The organism is Prevotella sp. P5-126 (assembly GCF_002251185.1).
Classification (GTDB): Bacteria; Bacteroidota; Bacteroidia; order Bacteroidales; family Bacteroidaceae; genus Prevotella.
In genome coordinates, this window is the sequence record NZ_NPIZ01000104.1 from 1 (window position 1) to 15,857 (window position 15,857).

The 15,857-nt window shown below is 41.0% G+C and carries 15 protein-coding genes and 1 pseudogene; 15 read left to right on the top strand and 1 reads right to left on the bottom strand.

The window, feature by feature from the left end; translation table 11 throughout:
• From CIK90_RS14380 to CIK90_RS14280, 14 genes and pseudogenes are all read left to right on the top strand, one after another.
• Positions 1 to 387 (top strand): hypothetical protein (locus CIK90_RS14380; RefSeq protein WP_094465578.1); only part of this gene is annotated, 387 nt, incomplete at its 5' end.
• Positions 388 to 498: 111 nt separating this feature from the next.
• Entirely contained in the window at positions 499 to 1,047 is a 549-nt protein-coding gene (locus CIK90_RS11780; RefSeq protein WP_094465580.1) for a hypothetical protein, read from the top strand.
• A gap of 296 nt (positions 1,048 to 1,343) precedes the next feature.
• A complete protein-coding gene (locus tag CIK90_RS11785; protein ID WP_094465583.1) occupies positions 1,344 to 2,021 on the top strand; it encodes a PIG-L deacetylase family protein in 678 nt (225 codons plus the stop codon).
• Between the two features lie 64 nt (positions 2,022 to 2,085).
• A pseudogene (locus CIK90_RS11790) lies at positions 2,086 to 2,505 on the top strand (WbuC family cupin fold metalloprotein); the annotation flags it as partial.
• 83 nt (positions 2,506 to 2,588) lie between these two features.
• Positions 2,589 to 3,101 (top strand): hypothetical protein, encoded by a 513-nt coding sequence (locus CIK90_RS11795; protein ID WP_144007277.1) that lies wholly within the window; start codon positions 2,589 to 2,591, stop codon positions 3,099 to 3,101.
• Positions 3,098 to 4,252, top strand: a complete 1,155-nt coding sequence (locus CIK90_RS11800; protein WP_094465589.1) for an MBL fold metallo-hydrolase — start codon at positions 3,098 to 3,100, stop codon at positions 4,250 to 4,252. Before CIK90_RS11795 ends, CIK90_RS11800 begins: the two co-directional genes overlap by 4 nt.
• A 6-nt stretch (positions 4,253 to 4,258) precedes the next feature.
• Positions 4,259 to 5,059 (top strand): hypothetical protein, encoded by an 801-nt coding sequence (locus tag CIK90_RS11805; protein WP_094465591.1) that lies wholly within the window; start codon positions 4,259 to 4,261, stop codon positions 5,057 to 5,059.
• A gap of 216 nt (positions 5,060 to 5,275) precedes the next feature.
• The gene (locus CIK90_RS11810; RefSeq protein ID WP_144007278.1) at positions 5,276 to 5,704 is read left to right on the top strand and encodes a YidC/Oxa1 family membrane protein insertase; all 429 of its coding nucleotides are present in this window, start codon (positions 5,276 to 5,278) and stop codon (positions 5,702 to 5,704) included.
• A 196-nt stretch (positions 5,705 to 5,900) separates the two neighbouring features.
• Positions 5,901 to 8,195, top strand: coding sequence for an AAA family ATPase (locus CIK90_RS11815; protein ID WP_158216067.1), 2,295 nt, complete (start codon positions 5,901 to 5,903; stop codon positions 8,193 to 8,195).
• Positions 8,192 to 9,136: a hypothetical protein gene (locus tag CIK90_RS11820; protein WP_094465597.1), complete on the top strand. Its 945-nt coding sequence runs from the start codon at positions 8,192 to 8,194 to the stop codon at positions 9,134 to 9,136. The genes CIK90_RS11815 and CIK90_RS11820 overlap by 4 nt, the downstream gene beginning before the upstream one ends.
• A gap of 23 nt (positions 9,137 to 9,159) precedes the next feature.
• A complete protein-coding gene (locus CIK90_RS11825) occupies positions 9,160 to 12,798 on the top strand; it encodes a hypothetical protein (protein ID WP_094465599.1) in 3,639 nt (1,212 codons plus the stop codon).
• Positions 12,799 to 12,813: 15 nt separating this feature from the next.
• Positions 12,814 to 14,325, top strand: coding sequence for a hypothetical protein (locus CIK90_RS11830; RefSeq protein WP_094465601.1), 1,512 nt, complete (start codon positions 12,814 to 12,816; stop codon positions 14,323 to 14,325).
• A gap of 2 nt (positions 14,326 to 14,327) precedes the next feature.
• Positions 14,328 to 14,558: a hypothetical protein gene (locus CIK90_RS11835; protein WP_094465602.1), complete on the top strand. Its 231-nt coding sequence runs from the start codon at positions 14,328 to 14,330 to the stop codon at positions 14,556 to 14,558.
• Between the two features lie 45 nt (positions 14,559 to 14,603).
• Positions 14,604 to 14,741 (top strand): hypothetical protein, encoded by a 138-nt coding sequence (locus CIK90_RS14280; RefSeq protein ID WP_158216068.1) that lies wholly within the window; start codon positions 14,604 to 14,606, stop codon positions 14,739 to 14,741.
• Positions 14,742 to 14,858: 117 nt separating this feature from the next.
• On the opposite strand, the gene CIK90_RS11840 is transcribed toward CIK90_RS14280, so the two are convergent.
• Positions 14,859 to 15,101 (bottom strand): hypothetical protein, encoded by a 243-nt coding sequence (locus CIK90_RS11840; protein WP_094436317.1) that lies wholly within the window; start codon positions 15,099 to 15,101, stop codon positions 14,859 to 14,861.
• A gap of 218 nt (positions 15,102 to 15,319) precedes the next feature.
• Between CIK90_RS11840 and CIK90_RS11845 the strand changes: the two genes are divergently transcribed.
• Positions 15,320 to 15,796, top strand: coding sequence for a transposase (locus tag CIK90_RS11845; RefSeq protein WP_144007279.1), 477 nt, complete (start codon positions 15,320 to 15,322; stop codon positions 15,794 to 15,796).
• The last annotated feature ends 61 nt before the right edge of the window (positions 15,797 to 15,857 follow it).

Genomic DNA, 15,857 nt, shown 5'->3' on the forward strand with positions numbered 1-15,857 from the left:
TTCATAAGTCCTGATAGATACCATTATATATCTCTCATTAGTGGATTTCCTGCTATAGGTTTGGGAGTTTTTGGCTTTATGCTGACATTCATTGCCATAATACTACAATCAGATACAGAAACAATCAGATTTATGAAAAGAAAGAAAGAGATATTTAGGTCTTTCGTTAGCTATAATCAAAGGGTTGTTATCGTTTCTGCTGTTCTAACAATCTATTCGTATTTATTATCTTCTTTCAATTTTTCTTTTGAGTTTACATTTTACGGGGTTTCTATTTATCAATTTGCTAAGGTTATGGCACTTTCTTTATTTTGGGGGTTGTTTGCAAAGATGTGTATAGATTCATATTACTTCGTTAGGACCTTTTATGTATTGCTTAGAAAGTAATGTAAGCGTCCAAAATCTGCGTTTTTGCTGAAATCTGAAACGGGGGTGGCCGGCTTAATGAAGTCTGAAGTATGAGGGTGAAACAGGACCTTTTATGTATTTCTTGAAACAATGGAGAAAAATGAGCTAAGAAAGTTGCGCAAGCAGATGTTTGCTCAGATGGAGCAGAAACTGCATGAATCGTGGTCATCGGAAGAGGACAGTCTGTTCTATTTCCATCGTTCTGAGGATAGGATTGTGTTGTCGCATGCACTGTTCTGGGTGAAGACTCAGCCTCAGTACCTGAAGGGCAAGATTAGAAAGGAAAAGTTCTTCCTCCTGCTTCGGCAGTATCAGGAGGAGATGCTGGAAGCTTATCTTCAGGACATCGAAGATTACCCGGTAATGCTGCACTATTGCAATATCATCTATGAGTATTTACCATCGATACTGATGAGTACGGAATTAAGAACAGACAAGGATGCCCGCAGACTTGCCGCTATCGCCGTTGTAGCCGCAGGCTATGGTGGGGACATGGATGAGGAGTTGTGTAATGAACTTCTGGATGATATGGACTTTGACAAGTATGGCAAGGTGAAGTGCTGGAAGATAGAACAGATGTTGCCGAAGCTGATGAAGATGGTGGAGTGGGAGATGAGAAGTCTGAGGTCTGAAGTCTGATGTCTGAGAGTGACGAGTAATACGGGGGTCGGCTCTATGACATTGTGAAACTATGGTGAGCATGATTTTGCAAAAATGATACTCCCAGGTTGGCAATAAATTAAATAAATCTTTAATTTTAGCGAACTCAATAGAACTGGAGCGCTTGCAAATACCTTGAATTAAGGAGATTATGATATATTGAACACTTTCCTACGGTGACTTCTGATAGCGAGTTATATTTTGAAACGATTATAAATAGGATGGATTGAAATGGGATTCATCCTATTGTTATATATAAATTAAATGAAGATAATATGAAATATTTACTTGTAGTAGCTCATCCTGATGATGAGACGTTAGGTGCTGGCGCATCTATGTGGAAATGGGCACATCATGGTGATACTGTAGATGTGTGTATCATGTGTACCGAAGCGAAAGCGCGTGCATTTCGTCCTTCTGATGAGGAACTCGGAGATGATACAAATGAGTCAAATAAGTTCCTGGGAGTAAACAAAATCTATGAGGGTACTTTCCCGAATATTGAGATGAATACTGTACCGCACTTGAAATTGGTGCAGTTTATAGAATCGGCAATAAGAGAGAGTGAACCGGATGTTGTTATTACTCATCACCCTGCTGATACAAACAATGATCACATGCAGACTAGCATGGCCTGTCAAGAGGCTATTCGTCTCTTTCAACGTCGTCCGGAGGTGAAGCGCGTGAAGGAGTTCTGGTATATGGAAGTTCCTTCTTGCACAGAGTGGAAAATCAATAATGCGATGGTGACTTTCAATCCCAACTGTTATGTTGAGGTAGGTAAGGAGGGCGTTGATGCAAAAATCAAGGCTCTTTCTATGTACCGTGGTGTGATGCGTCCTTATCCTCATCCTCGTTCTGCAGAGTATATTACTGGTCTTGCGGCTATGAGAGGTGGTCAGTGGGGACAAGAGTATGCTGAGGCTTTTGAAGTAGTATTACGAGCATATTAAATGATAGGATTGCTAAGGTGTCTTTGGCAATCCTTTTGTTTTTATTCTTCATTAAAAAGTTATGATTCAAATTGATAAATCCCTGATTGATTCTCTCTTTGAAAAGGCGAAGGAGAATCCTCGTCTTCGTCAGAACTATGACATGCGTACCTCTAATGAGGATCATTCTCAGCAAATGCTCAATGCTTTGCTGCCTGGTACAGAAGTGCCCATACATCGGCATCCTAATTCGGTGGAGAATGTGTTATTGCTAACTGGTCGTATGGATGAGGTGTTATACGAGGAGGTGGTGGAGTACACAGAAGATGGTGACTCTCGACTGATTGATGTTGCTCGTAAGGTGGCATTACGGGAAGTCAAACGTATTCATCTTTGTCCTACAGATGGTAAATTCGGATGTCAGGTGCCAAAGGGTATGTGGCATACGGTAGAGGTTATTGAACCTAGCGTTATCTTTGAAGCGAAAGATGGGAAGTATGGTGAGGATGGAAGTGAAAGTCTTCGACTTTCGATGCCTGGGACAGATGCCAGAGGGACAGGTCAGTGGCATCAGCTTATCAAACAGCTTTGAAGAAGAATGATGATATGGCTATTGCTTTAGCCTTATCGTCATTTGCCCAGAAAACGGCAGAACTGGTGAACAGCGGAGCATACGAAGCTGCTGCCGGTAGTTGCTATATCATCTTCAGATGTCTGGCCAAGACGTGCAAGGAGCATGAGGATTGGTTTGCTGGCTTCACTGGTTATGGTGATACCTACACGAAACTGGCGATATTCACCGAGGCTGTAGTGGAACTATACTGTCATCTACGCCAAAAAACCGGTCTCTCCAAGCGCATGGCCGATGAGATGGATATAAACCTGAAAGTGTTCAACCTCGAAACCGATTTCTTCGGTGACCTGCACTACAGCTCCCGCTTCACAGACATGCTCTGTGATGCCCAAGTCCAATACGGCGATTATTCTGAGTTGGAGAAGTGCCCCATGTGGGGGATGTGGGTGAAGGAAGGGGGAGAGATAAAGGCCCTACGGAAAACCATAGGGGGTGGTGGCAAAGAGAATGTAAAAGTGAAGATATGAAGGTAGTACGTACATTTCATCCAGTAGGGCAAGGGGCGTTTTACTCGGAGCGGTTCTATGAGGAGGATAATCCTCAGGCCAAGTACAATATCGTATATGATTGTGGCACATCCTGGGGGGCCATTACAAAAGCCAAGAAGGTTGTAAACCTTGCTTTTGATAAGAATGATACGATAGACTACCTGTTTATCTCGCATTTGGATTTCGACCATGTGTCGCTAGCGAATACACTAATAGAAAGTGTGGATGGAAAGGTACGGAATATTGTCTTGCCATTAGTCTACAAAGAAGAGGTTAGAATTGGTATAAACCTGAATTACATTGCCAACCATCAGGAAACGGAGACATTTTTAAGGTGGATTCTTAATAGAGTAGATGGTAACAATAATGGTATTGATACTCGTATAACGTTCATAGGGAGTAATGATGATAAAGGTAATGTCACAGCTGGTGGGGAGAAGATAACGTTGCAAATAGAAGAGGGTGAACCCGAATGGGTATTGATACCGCGTAATATCAGTGCAATGTCGCGCAGGAAGGAACTCTTGGAAAAATTTGATAGAATGTTGTCTGACCCTGATTTCAAGGAGGAGTCTATAAGGAGTGGATTACCTGTTGTGGGAAGCAGTGACGAACTACTTCATTTGCTTCTGGACGAGAGATATGTAGCTGGGATTATTAGGAATAAGAAGTTGAGAAAAGCTATAAAGTCTGCCTATGAGAAGGTGGCTGGAGGCGTGAACGTGAATTCGCTGCTACTGTATTCAGGGCCAGCAAGAGAAGGCTTGAATTATATGATGTGCCTGATGTACTCAAATATGTTTAAGCGTATGAGGTTTAGGCGGGTTGGGTGCCTTTATACCGGGGACAGTGACTGTGATATATATGAATGGAAGAGTAGACTTTATTCAGATGTGTGGCAAAACATCGGTACTGTCCAATTGCCGCATCATGGTAGCCTGAAATCGTTTGAAGTGAAGAAGAACGATATAGACCGCGTGTATTATTTTCCCGTGTCGTGTGGTAGCACCAATTCGTATGGACATCCGTCGGGGAAGATACTGGCATATCTGATGAAAAAGGATGGCCTGCCACATATTGTGACGGAGATGGCGAATACGGTCTGTATACAGGAAATTGTGAGGTGGTGAGGCAATATGGAGGACACAAGAATGGATCCGTTGAAGCGTTTGCATAAACTGCAGGAAGAAGAGTTTGAACGCTATAACTACTATAAGGAGAAGTACACTAAAGAGCTTGTTAATGCAAATATGCCTGACGATAGGAAAGAATTACTATTGGAGAGCATTGATATGCTGGCAAGAGACCATAGTGTTTCGGACTATGAGAAACTGAAGTTCGACGGGATATTGACTCCAACAGAACGCTATCTTTGGACGTCACTTTTCAAATACATCCACGACTATGGTGTTACGTTCGACGACTTCAAGGCAATCATTGAGTTGTATTACATGCCTATACCTATCAATATCCCGTTAGAGGAGGTGTATGACAGCTTGTCAAAACACAGATGGGTAAAGTTGCAAGATAAAAATGGCAAACATCTGTATGGGCCTTTTGAGGAACTGGGGTGCCAACTGGATTTCTCGCTTATCAGGTATCTGCAAGTACAGGATAATATTTTTACGGAATTGCGAAGTTATTTCGACAATTACCACTTGGATTTTGGTATCGGAAAACTGGGCGCAAGACTGCGTGATAACCTTATCATTACGAACTGTTCATTCTCTCAGTTTATCATCAATCTGTTCCTTCAAGAGACAGGGGAATTGCCTGAAAGAATAAAAACCTATGGTAGCCCTGACGGGGTTACACTCTATCACAGGGAGGTACTGATGTCGTTCTTAGGTAGGGTAATATTTTTTGGATTGGAAATAAAAGAAGAGAGTCCAATTAACACAAAATATCTGCTAGATGGCGTTTACTCTACGGTATAGATAATGCAGGGGTATTGTGCATTTGTGTCATTCTGCTCTTCTCTGCTAATTGCTACATTGTCGGATGAGAAATATCATGAGTCATTGCTTGATATGATGTGTTTCTTTCTGTATAACTTCCATAATGCATACATTTTCAGAATAGAAATACCCGATGCTCCCCTGAATGAAAAACTGAGTGTAGAGGAAAGAGGAAGCGAGGCCCACACGACAAGAATGAAGATTTATCTTTATGACAGAAACCGAGTGCCATACGTTGTAAGGGTAGATATGCCACATAAAGGGAGTGACGATGAGAATAAGCTTCATTTTAATGTTGAGACCCTTAACGGGGATTCGGCATTGAATCATCAGACGATTGACTGCTACAATTCAAATCCATCTGATTTGCTAAATGTTATGATTGAGAACATGAGAAGGATTTCTCCGGGGATATTGAATATCAAGGACAGTTATAAAGAGGATGACAAGCGTATGCTTGAAATGATGAAGGGCTTTAATGCGTATGATGATATGTGTATGGCTTATTTCTACAAAAAGGAGAATCAAACAGCCATTGATGAATACAATGCGTTGATGGGTACGGAATGTAAAACGATTGAAGACGGCGTACAGCATGGTTTTGTTACATTCATGACAATGTAATGCACGATGAAGAAATTTGGAGAGGAGATCTGGAATGTATGATATGAAGGCTCTATGGAAAGTCGTAGGGAGCAGTGGCTTTGAGGTCGCGATGGTATCGCAACATACAGTACATTATTATTGATTCGATAATGGTATGTTTAAGATAATTGCATTACGGGTGTTAGATGGTTGTCCCAAGAACTTCAGAAAGTGTTTGGACAATAAGAAAACCTATTTCTTCGATAATAGCTACGAAGATGTAGGAGATACAGACTTTGTTCGTAAGAAGCAGAATGTAGAACAGAAACTGAGGGTTTACGACATAAAGGGGCATGGGGATCGTATAATTCATGTAGAGGTGTCTGCTATTGTTGGAAAGAATGGTGAAGGTAAGAGTACACTGATAGAATTGATGCTACGCATCCTGAATAACTTCGCTTGTACGATGGGTTTTCGGGCTTCTCAGGAAACACTCTGTTATGTGAAGGGTTTACGTGCTTGCCTCTTTTATGAGGTTAATAATACCATTTACTGCGTTCGATGCGATGATTATGATACAAAATGGTTTGAAGGCAACAGAAGAATAGGATATTACGAAGGTACTTCTACAGAGAGATTAAATAACCTGATGGAAGACCATCGACAACAATTGTTCTATACACTTGTAATCAACTATGCATTGTATTCATATAACTCAAACATCTTCGCATACGAAACACCTGGTAATGGAAGTTGGCTAGACGGACTATTCCATAAGAACGATTCCTATCAGACCCCATTGGTGTTGAATCCCATGCGCACTAATGGTATTATCAACGTTAATAAAGAGTTGGATTTGTCGGTGCAACGATTAATGGCCGTCTTTACAGAGGCAGGCTCAAACAAAATTCAACGTATCGTAAGTGATGGGGTGGAAGCATACGGATTTGCCTTCTCTTTGGATAAAAAAACAAAACTACTGGATGTCACGCTACGACAATATTTTGAAAATGTAGTTGATGATGAATGTAGAATGAGAGATGATCTTGAGAGTAGTAATCCCGAGGAAGTGGGAAAGGAATTAATAGGCAACTTTCATGAATTTTTCTCGTCATTCCATGATTTAATGGACAAAAACGATTGTATTTTCAGATGGTTGACAAGCTATGAGGTTGATCATCCAATCAAACATGATTATCCTGAGTTGGCGAAATATGTGGATATTATGGCTCAGGTATTTGAGGAAGAAAAAGATGGTTATTATTTTGACTTGATAGAGGAAATGGATTATTTCCTACCAGGCAGGCCATTAAGATGGATGAACTTTGCTCAATTGTACAGACTACTTTTGCTTATGGCTGTGTGGGAGGTGTTAAGGGAAATCAATGTTGTTGAGCTGGAAGAATCGATGGAAACGTATTTGCAAGAGCCTGATATACCGACTCACAAGGCGATTTTGTATATTCCTTACAAAATAATAGAAATTCTCTCAACGTATGAACCATATAAAAAGAGACCTTATCATTACGATGCGACTTGTGAGGCTTTGAAATTGCAATGGCCAACAATTGGCATAAAGGAAGAACTGAAGCGAGATATTGAAAGCATTCTTCGAAAAGATGATTATACAACAATGAAACTTCACCAAACTATTAATTATCTGAAGAAACAGCAAGGTGGAATGTATCAGGCAGAGAAAATAGCCCGAACTCCTGAAGGATATGAGTGGTTCGTAACATTTGAGAAGTTAAAGGCTGTCATTGGTGGTGACAATATGAGACTCTCTGAACTGGTAAAACACCTACCTCCCCCTGTGTTTAAGGGAGAGATTGAACTGAAAAATGAGAAAGATGAGACGTATGCCCTCTCAACTCTGAGCTCTGGCCAGATGCAACGTCTAAACTCTGCAGGTGCACTGGTGTATCATTTGAGGAATCTTGATTATAGAATTGGTGAGCAGCAAAGGCTGGAGTATGACTATGTGTCGGTAATATTTGAAGAAGTGGAACTTTATTTCCACCCGGAATTCCAGCGGACCCTTATCAACTATCTCTTGGAGCAAATGAAACATGCGGGTTTGAAGAATATTAAGGGGATTCACCTTATCTTTGTGACTCATTCTCCATTTATCCTGACGGACATGCTGGATAACAATGTCATATACCTTTCGAAAGATGGAAAGCAGAAACCGAACAAGAGGACCTTTGCAGCCAATATTTATGACCTATTGGATGATCACTTCTTCCTTGAAAATACTATCGGCGATGTGGCCTTGAAACAAATTGATGATATTGTAAAGTTGTACCATCAACAAAATAGGACGTTAAGAAAAGAAGCTTTCTTGGAAAAGAAGTTGTTTTTCAGACTCTTGATAGACCAAATAGCCGACGGCTATTTGAAGGATGATGTGACGCAGATGTATTACGAGATGCTTTCTGAATATGCGCCTAATGACATACAAGACGAGATTGAGCGCACACAGCAGCGTCTTGACGAACTAAAAGCCAGAGTTAGCAATACAGAGTCATGACAGGGAAAGTATATCCAGAAGGGGATGCGTGGATTGCTCTCGCCAGCGAATACGTCTCGGAGTTTAAAGACTTGGACGAGTTGGAAGAACGCTGGAGGGATTTTAAGGAATTACATCCAGCTCTGTCTGTCTTTACTGAAAGCGTGAAAGAGTTGATGTCGGCAACGTTCTGTGAACTTGTCGATGTCTATGAGCGATATCAGAATCTCCCAAGTGAGACTCAGGAACAGAAGGAGGAGTTAGCGACTATCAAAAGCTATCTTCCGAATATGGTTTTCAATTACGATAAAACTGGAGCTGGTCATCAAACTCATCAGGGGGTTATCTCTGGCTTCTTCAGAAAGAAAATGGACGATTTGAATATACACACCTGCTACTATTGTGACATGGCGTATATCAATCCATATATAGTCGATGATGATGAAATGAAATCACAGTTTGACCTTGATCATGCACTAGCCAAAGACGATTGCCCATTGGTTGCATTGTCGTTGCATAACTTTGTACCATCTTGTCCTGTCTGTAATGAACGGCTTAAGCGGAAGAATCCGTTGAGTGATTCGTTGGACGGGCTGAAGTTAGTCGCACCTTGTAGCGAGGATTTTGATGCCAACAAACAAATCCATTTCAAGGTAAGTCAGGAGAAAGTTTGCACCAGTGGGTTTATGAGACATAAAGACTGCTATCGTATGAAAATCAATGCACATGGAGTCTATGCTTCATACGCCAAACTGTTTCGGTTAGAGGAACGATATGAATATCACAAGGGTGAAGCGCTTCGACTACTTGACCTGAAAAGGAAATACCCGATGTCGAATATTCGTCAGATAGCCCGATTGATGCATAAGACTGCAGACGAAGTGAAGGAAGATATCTTTGGGCTTCACTTCTCAAAGAACAATCATCGATGCTTTGACAAAATGAAGCGGGATATAATGTGAATATATAACGAGTGTTACAACGTATGGATCCAACAACATCATCATTTATTTTCCAAACGATAGTAAGCTTTGCTGTTTCGGTTGCCGCAGGCAATGTTCCCCTTATAAAGACTTGGTTTAACGGGAATAAAAACCTTGAGGTTCATGTTTACGAATGCTTCCGCAAGGCTATAAAGACTTGGTCTGTCAACAAAGGAATTCGGGAGATTGAAGAACATCGGTGGCAAACTCATTTAAATGAACTCCGTCAATTCCTGGCAGGCGAAAGCATATCAAAGGAATATGACTCTCTAGTAAGGCTATGGGTAGAAGAGTTACAGAAAGACAGTATTTGCTACAGTTTTATCATTGAGCATAAGCAGGAAATACATGATTTGAGAATGCAAGAAGGATTCGCACAAGTCATGAATCAACTGCATTTAGAACACGAAAAGGATAGGGAGCAACTTACGCAAATTGAAGTTAAACTTGTCGAACTAAAGAATCTTTTAAAGGAACGTAATAGCTCATCAGGTGAGGAAACTGTCAACAAACTTCTATCTATTCTCAATAAATCAGTAGCAAGTTTGATAGAAAGACTTCAGTTGGATAGTGCTTTGAGCCTGTTGAACGATATTGAGAATTCTTTTTCAGAACTGATAGCAAGAAACTCACAGCTTGAAGCCAAGATAAAGTATCAGAAAGGCCTAACCCTCTTCTTTGACCAAACGGGGAAAGCTTTTTCTTTATTCCATGATGCCTATAAATTAGCTCCCCAAGACCCTGGCATCAAGGAGAAGGAAGCGCAGCGTCTGCTATATCAAGGCGCTTATGAGAAAGCAAAGCAGATATGTTTGTCACTCCCTGAAAACAATGTGATGAGGATTGTCACAAATGTGCTGAGCTCTGATGACGTTGAAGCTGCCTATGGGCAGTTACCGGCAAAACAAAAAGAGGATTATAGACTTCGATATGAGGTTCTCTCAATAAGAGGAAATTCTGATAAAGAATCAAATTTTCTGTTTGATGACAAGAAGGTTGTAGCTTATCAGAATTTGACATATAGCAACATCTTTGGCTGGATGTTTGCTCTGACTTGCCATAATGTTAATCTGGGTGGCTTGCTTTTGTTGGCATTGAATCCCGATATGGTGAATATGGACAAATATCAGGAAGCTTTTAATTTTGCTGAACAATTCTATAGGCTGCTCTCAACTCGAGAGGTGGAGAGAAGTCTGCGTATGGTTAAGTTACAATATTGTTACTGGGGATTCGTTTTGGACAGGCATGAGTCATGGATTGATGAGGTTATGAAGATAGATCCCAAGGATTTGAAGCATCATCAAGACCATCAGACATTGGATATTACATCAATGCTTATGGTGAAGGAAAGATATAGTGAAGCCTTCGCTAATATTGCATCAATGCGGTCAAAGATAACGGTCAATATAGCCAACTATGTTATTCTGATGGCCTTCTGGGCCAAGAATATTGACTATCTCAAGTGGATTTTTGATGTAAGGCGCGAGAATGGGTTTAAGTTCAACCCTTCTTCTGCCAAATATATTGCTTTCAATGTTTTCAAAAATACCTCAAAGACTATACTCCAGCTGATAAAAGAAGAGGACTTCGGCCAAAATAGTGATTATGAGGCTTTGAAACAACTTTGCCTTCATTATTCGGATGGAGAGGTTGACGTAAATAGACTTAAAGCACTTGTTAATAGCCTGTCAGAGCCTATGAAACCCTATGTGGCGATGGTTCTTTCAAAACATGGGGAAGCAGAATTGGCTGAGCAGATACTTCCAGCAAAAGCAGGGGATTCACCGAGAGATCTAGGGCAACGTATAGCATTAGGAATCATGGCACAGATTCCGTCGAAGAGGTCTCAACTATACAGACTACTTACTGAAGAGAGAAAGAAGGGGGCATTATGTGATGACGAAATTCTATCCATAGAATTTGAATGTTCTATGCAGATGGAGGACTATGATAATGCCCTTGAAGTAGTTGAAGAGTTAATTAAACGCCATCCTAATGACGAAGATGTAAAAGTGCATCATTTGAAATTGTTAGGAAGGCTCCATCCTGAAAAGTTGAAAGAGTATGAACGAGAGATGGTTGGTTTCAGCTATAGTCATCCTTCCTATATGCAAAAGGTGTATCAGGTGTTTGCAGAAAACAAATATCTGGATTGCGCAGCTGAAATCCTATATCAATATGTATTAGTTTCAAATGATTGGGGTGTCAAAACATATTATTTCAATGAAGGGAGTCAGGGATATATAAAAGGTGTTGTAAGTCGGAATTACCCAACTGCAGAGGTGGGACTGTTCGCCATATGTGATATGGGTGATGACAATAGGTCTGTGTTCCCTGTTGAAATAGGGAATGACGTTGGTGAAAAACTCTTAGGGCATCAGGAAGGTGACAGCGTCGTCTGTGAGATAAATGGTAAAAATGTAGAATTAACTATTGTACATGTCGTAGACAAATATGGAAAACTTTCACTAGACATCCTATTAGAAAGCTGCAATGGTTCCAATCCGTTTATGAAGCCAATAACGATTGATCCAGAAAAACCGTTTGAAAGTTTTGAAAAAGCTATTGATGCTATAGGTCCAAGCAACCAAGACTATCTACAGCAATTAAAAGAACTGCAAGAAGCTTATGAGCGTGGTGAAAAGGGATTGATACACTTGGTGTCTCATAATCAGGCTCTTGAAGATACATACAGTTGTTTGTTTTCAAGTTCAAAAGTAATTGTTGAGCCTTGGCAACGGCTAAACCAAATCTCTTTCAGTGATAAAGCCCAAAAGGATGTCACATTTGTTTTGGACATTACTGCTGTTATATTATTTTTTGAATTTCAACAAAAGACAGGATGCTGCTATCCGAATAAATTCGTGGTATCATCATCTACCTACGAGTTTGTGTTGAAATGCTCTAAATCAAGTGATACCCTATCCCTGTTTGATTTGAAGGAGGCTTTAGATAACCAGTGGTTAAAGAGATATAACGACTATCTTTCAAAAGACGTGAACATTCGACTGAACAAGTTAGTGCAGTGGATGGACAAGTACTGTGAGAAGGAAATGTCTGATGTTACACTGGAGATTAATCATGAAGGGAAAAGCAAATTCCAAGTTATGACAATGAATACTTTGTTGCTGTTATTGAATAAGCCAATGAGGTGCTTGATAACAGATGACAGGTTCTTTATGAGTCAGTTTGGGAAACACATGAGGATAATCTCAACAGAAACATATATCTATATGAAACAGATTGAAGTGACGGCTTATAGGGAGTTGTTGATGGCATCAAACTATATGGGTATTTTCCTCCCTAGAGAGATGATAGTCAAAGAATATGCCAAGATGGAACAAGGACAAAAAAACTATATATCTTACATAATGCAAGATGCCATGTATAACGTATATTTGTTTGATGAGATAGTAAACGCAAGTATCAGAATAGTACAAACTGCACATGATATCCTCTCTGCAAGGTTAACCATCACCAACATGCTCTTATCTTGTCTTAAATCGGCTAATCCTGAAATAAAAGGTCAGTTAGTTAATTCAGTCATAACAGAACTGAGGGATGATATTCTCGGGAGTGCAGAAGTTAAGGAATGTATGTTAGATGCCGCACGAATCAGTCATGTTATAATGTTACAATAGAGTCAAAAAGAGAAAATGGGGAAGAATAATAACAGAAGAAAGCCAGCCACACAAGCACAGATTGAACAGATTAAAGTTGTGGTGAGAGGTGCCATGGATAAAATCTATGGTGACTTGTTGTTGGACTATGCTTTCGGAAACGTTATGTCGCAACCCTCATCAAATGACATTCTTTCGGAGCAAGATCATGCATACGTAAAGAAAATTTTTGGATTGCATGCGAATATAAGTGATTCGCTGTTGTGTCTCAGTGTTTTACTGTTGTGCAACTTCAGGGCGGAAGAACCGATTGAAAAGAAATTCCTTCTTAGGAGAATAGTCGTGGTTTGTCATGAGTTGTACAAATACCTGTATGGCTTTACAAACAAAAAGACTGAATGGGAGGTAATAGCACTGAAGTTAGAGAATAAGTACCCGGAGGAGTGTGCAGAGCTGATGGCGCAAGGAGAGAGATATTTGAAAAAGTATGGCCAGTCTGAGGATAAGATTCTTAGGGATGTTTCGAATCATTACAGCGACAAGCCTTTTGAGTTTTTCAAATATATATCAACAATCAATGAGAAGGGGCAGACGGATAGGGCTTTGATGATGATTAGGATTGTTCAGCCACTAAGTCTGTTGTTGATGAAGGAGGTAGGTGATGTTTTGCCGAAAAGTAACGGGGACACTCCTGTTGACTTAAAGAGTCTGACAGGGAGTCGCCAGTTCAAGGATGTTTTTACAGATGAACTTTTAAGAGAAACGCTGCGCCATATCACGCACCGTAAGGAAATTATAAGGGAGCAAGTGCAAAGGGTAAACTGGTGTGAGAAATTTGCAGCCAAATATGACCATGATATGACAAAGGACAAAAGATGGTCATTACTGAAAGATGACAATATAGTATTGCATATAATGTATCTCCAGTTAGATACGATGATTTTGTCCTTGGCTATGGGAAGAGCAGAGAGTAGCGTAGAAGAAAAACTGATCTTGGCCTATATGGTGGCATCTATGCATGAGGGATTTAAGAAGATATATGGTTTCGCAGAGAGCGCACGGGTGAAAAGTCTTTGGTACAGGTATGCCATAAGCAGGATGGATTCTGTTAAAGACAGTAGCTTGAGTTCTGAAATACGGATAATGACTGGTGTATTGGATGTTTTCTCGGAGAAGGACTATTTGAAGAATCCGACAGTAACCTTGTTTCTTGGTCATGTGGGGTATGTTCGGGATTTAGGTGGGGATTCATCGAATGCGATGGTGGACTATCTATTGCAGGATGATCATAAATCAGAGTTGGCTGGAGTGGTTGGTGTTATGCGATTTCTTAACGAATTGGTAAATGTCTCTGGTAAACTGCTAAGCTATGAAAATGACGAGATGAGTGAAGATAATAGGTTGGACTTGGAGAAGCATCTGGAAGATATAGATGAAATGGAGAGGAAAGCTTTGGCAAAAGTCCATAGTGAGAAAAGCAGACAGAAACTGAAAGCACAGACAACAGGGTTGAGGGAGATGATAAGGAAAGTGTATAATTGGGAGTAGGTATGACGCAGGATGAGAAGTGGATAGTCAGATATAATGAGGTGATGAGGTTTCTGGAGGATAACCATCGGAATCCGTCGAAGCACCGAATCGAGGAACATGATATGCTGAATTGGCTGAAGGCGAATCGTAAAGCGCTGAATGCTGGTAAGATGAAGCCGGAGAGGGTAGAGAAGTTTAGAAAACTTCTGGAACTGACGGAAAAGTACAAGAGAAAAAATCAATGGGAGTGATGGCTGCGATACTATCGCAGCATACTGGACATAAACGAGAAGATCATGAAGCAGCTGGGTACTTCAAGGCATAAGGATATGTCGGCATACCAGATGGACTTCGGGTTCGGAGGGTTTGTTGGTTATGGAGGTGGCGTGTCCGTAGGATTGGTGATGGAAGAGCTGAATAGATGTGATAAGTAAGAAGTAAGATGGAAGATGTGGAGTCGTAGATGAACGGCTTTGCATTATAGCGGCATATATACAGGCATCCCCCGATTCAGCTTTTTCGTGAGCTGAGTCGGTGGATGTCTGTTTTGGTTACTGGCGTCGGTAGTTGCCGACGACCTTGTATATCTCTACGATGATGTCCTTGGGGATGCTGGACTCTTCGGGAGTGCCATCGACCATTTGCGTGAAGTTGATGCTTTGCTCGTCAGGCTGAGTGACAGACACCTTACGGAGTACTTTATATTCGCTAGTAACTACGACGCAGATGAAATCACCGGGAATGTACGTTTTCCACGTTGCGAGTTTCTTCAGTGCGATGACATCACCTGGCATGATGATTGGTGCAAGTGATTATGCCAGAGGGACAGGTCAGTGGCATCAGCTTAAACTGAGGGTATAAACTGATCTAAAATACAAGCATGCCGAGGCAGGCGAGGAAGGAATCTTGCACAGGGATATTTCATGTGATGATACGTTGCATCAATCATCAAAACATCTCTGACCTTCGGTCGAGCCTGCTCACGCTCGACAATGCTCAAGCGAGCTAGGCATTGTACTCGCTTAATCGCAGCCTTGAAGATGAAGAGGATAATTGGCAGTTTATCAATACTCTTGATCGGATGCGCTTGCGTACGGATGATAACGGGCTTCCTTGTGGAACGAACTGCACCTATTATGGCTATTGTCTGATGACTAATCATTTCCACCTTTTGATTCGTGAGCGTGAGGAGAAGGTGGGGGAGACGGTTAAGCGTATAGCAAGTTCTTATGTGTATTACTATAATAAGAAGTATGGACGTGACGGGCACTTGTTTAAAGAACGCTTTAAGAGTGAGCCGGTGAACGACATGGCTTATTTCGTAACGCTTCTGAGATATATACACCAGAATCCAGTGAAGGCAGGAATCGTGAGCGACATCAAGGATTATGATTTTAGCAGCTGGGGCGAGTTACGGAATTACGGAGTTACGGAGTTACACTCCTGTCGCACAGGCTCAAGCAGCAGGGCATCCTCTGAGATCCTTTGAAAATCCTCAAAGAATCCTGGACTTATTCCGAGAATCTTGGAGAATCCTGCAAGATTTTGAA

What these genes read in the sequence shown, in the direction of transcription:
- CIK90_RS11820 (WP_094465597.1), top strand. Translation starts at nt 8,192, where the DNA reads ATGACAGGGAAAGTATATCCAGAAGGGGATGCGTGGATTGCTCTCGCC.
- CIK90_RS11800 (WP_094465589.1), top strand. Translation starts at nt 3,098, where the DNA reads ATGAAGGTAGTACGTACATTTCATCCAGTAGGGCAAGGGGCGTTTTAC.
- CIK90_RS11835 (WP_094465602.1), top strand. Translation starts at nt 14,328, where the DNA reads ATGACGCAGGATGAGAAGTGGATAGTCAGATATAATGAGGTGATGAGG.
- CIK90_RS14280 (WP_158216068.1), top strand. Translation starts at nt 14,604, where the DNA reads ATGAAGCAGCTGGGTACTTCAAGGCATAAGGATATGTCGGCATACCAG.
- CIK90_RS11840 (WP_094436317.1), bottom strand. Translation starts at nt 15,101, where the DNA reads ATGCCAGGTGATGTCATCGCACTGAAGAAACTCGCAACGTGGAAAACG.
- CIK90_RS11825 (WP_094465599.1), top strand. Translation starts at nt 9,160, where the DNA reads ATGGATCCAACAACATCATCATTTATTTTCCAAACGATAGTAAGCTTT.
- CIK90_RS11780 (WP_094465580.1), top strand. Translation starts at nt 499, where the DNA reads ATGGAGAAAAATGAGCTAAGAAAGTTGCGCAAGCAGATGTTTGCTCAG.
- CIK90_RS11805 (WP_094465591.1), top strand. Translation starts at nt 4,259, where the DNA reads ATGGAGGACACAAGAATGGATCCGTTGAAGCGTTTGCATAAACTGCAG.
- CIK90_RS11785 (WP_094465583.1), top strand. Translation starts at nt 1,344, where the DNA reads ATGAAATATTTACTTGTAGTAGCTCATCCTGATGATGAGACGTTAGGT.
- CIK90_RS11810 (WP_144007278.1), top strand. Translation starts at nt 5,276, where the DNA reads ATGAAGATTTATCTTTATGACAGAAACCGAGTGCCATACGTTGTAAGG.
- CIK90_RS11830 (WP_094465601.1), top strand. Translation starts at nt 12,814, where the DNA reads ATGGGGAAGAATAATAACAGAAGAAAGCCAGCCACACAAGCACAGATT.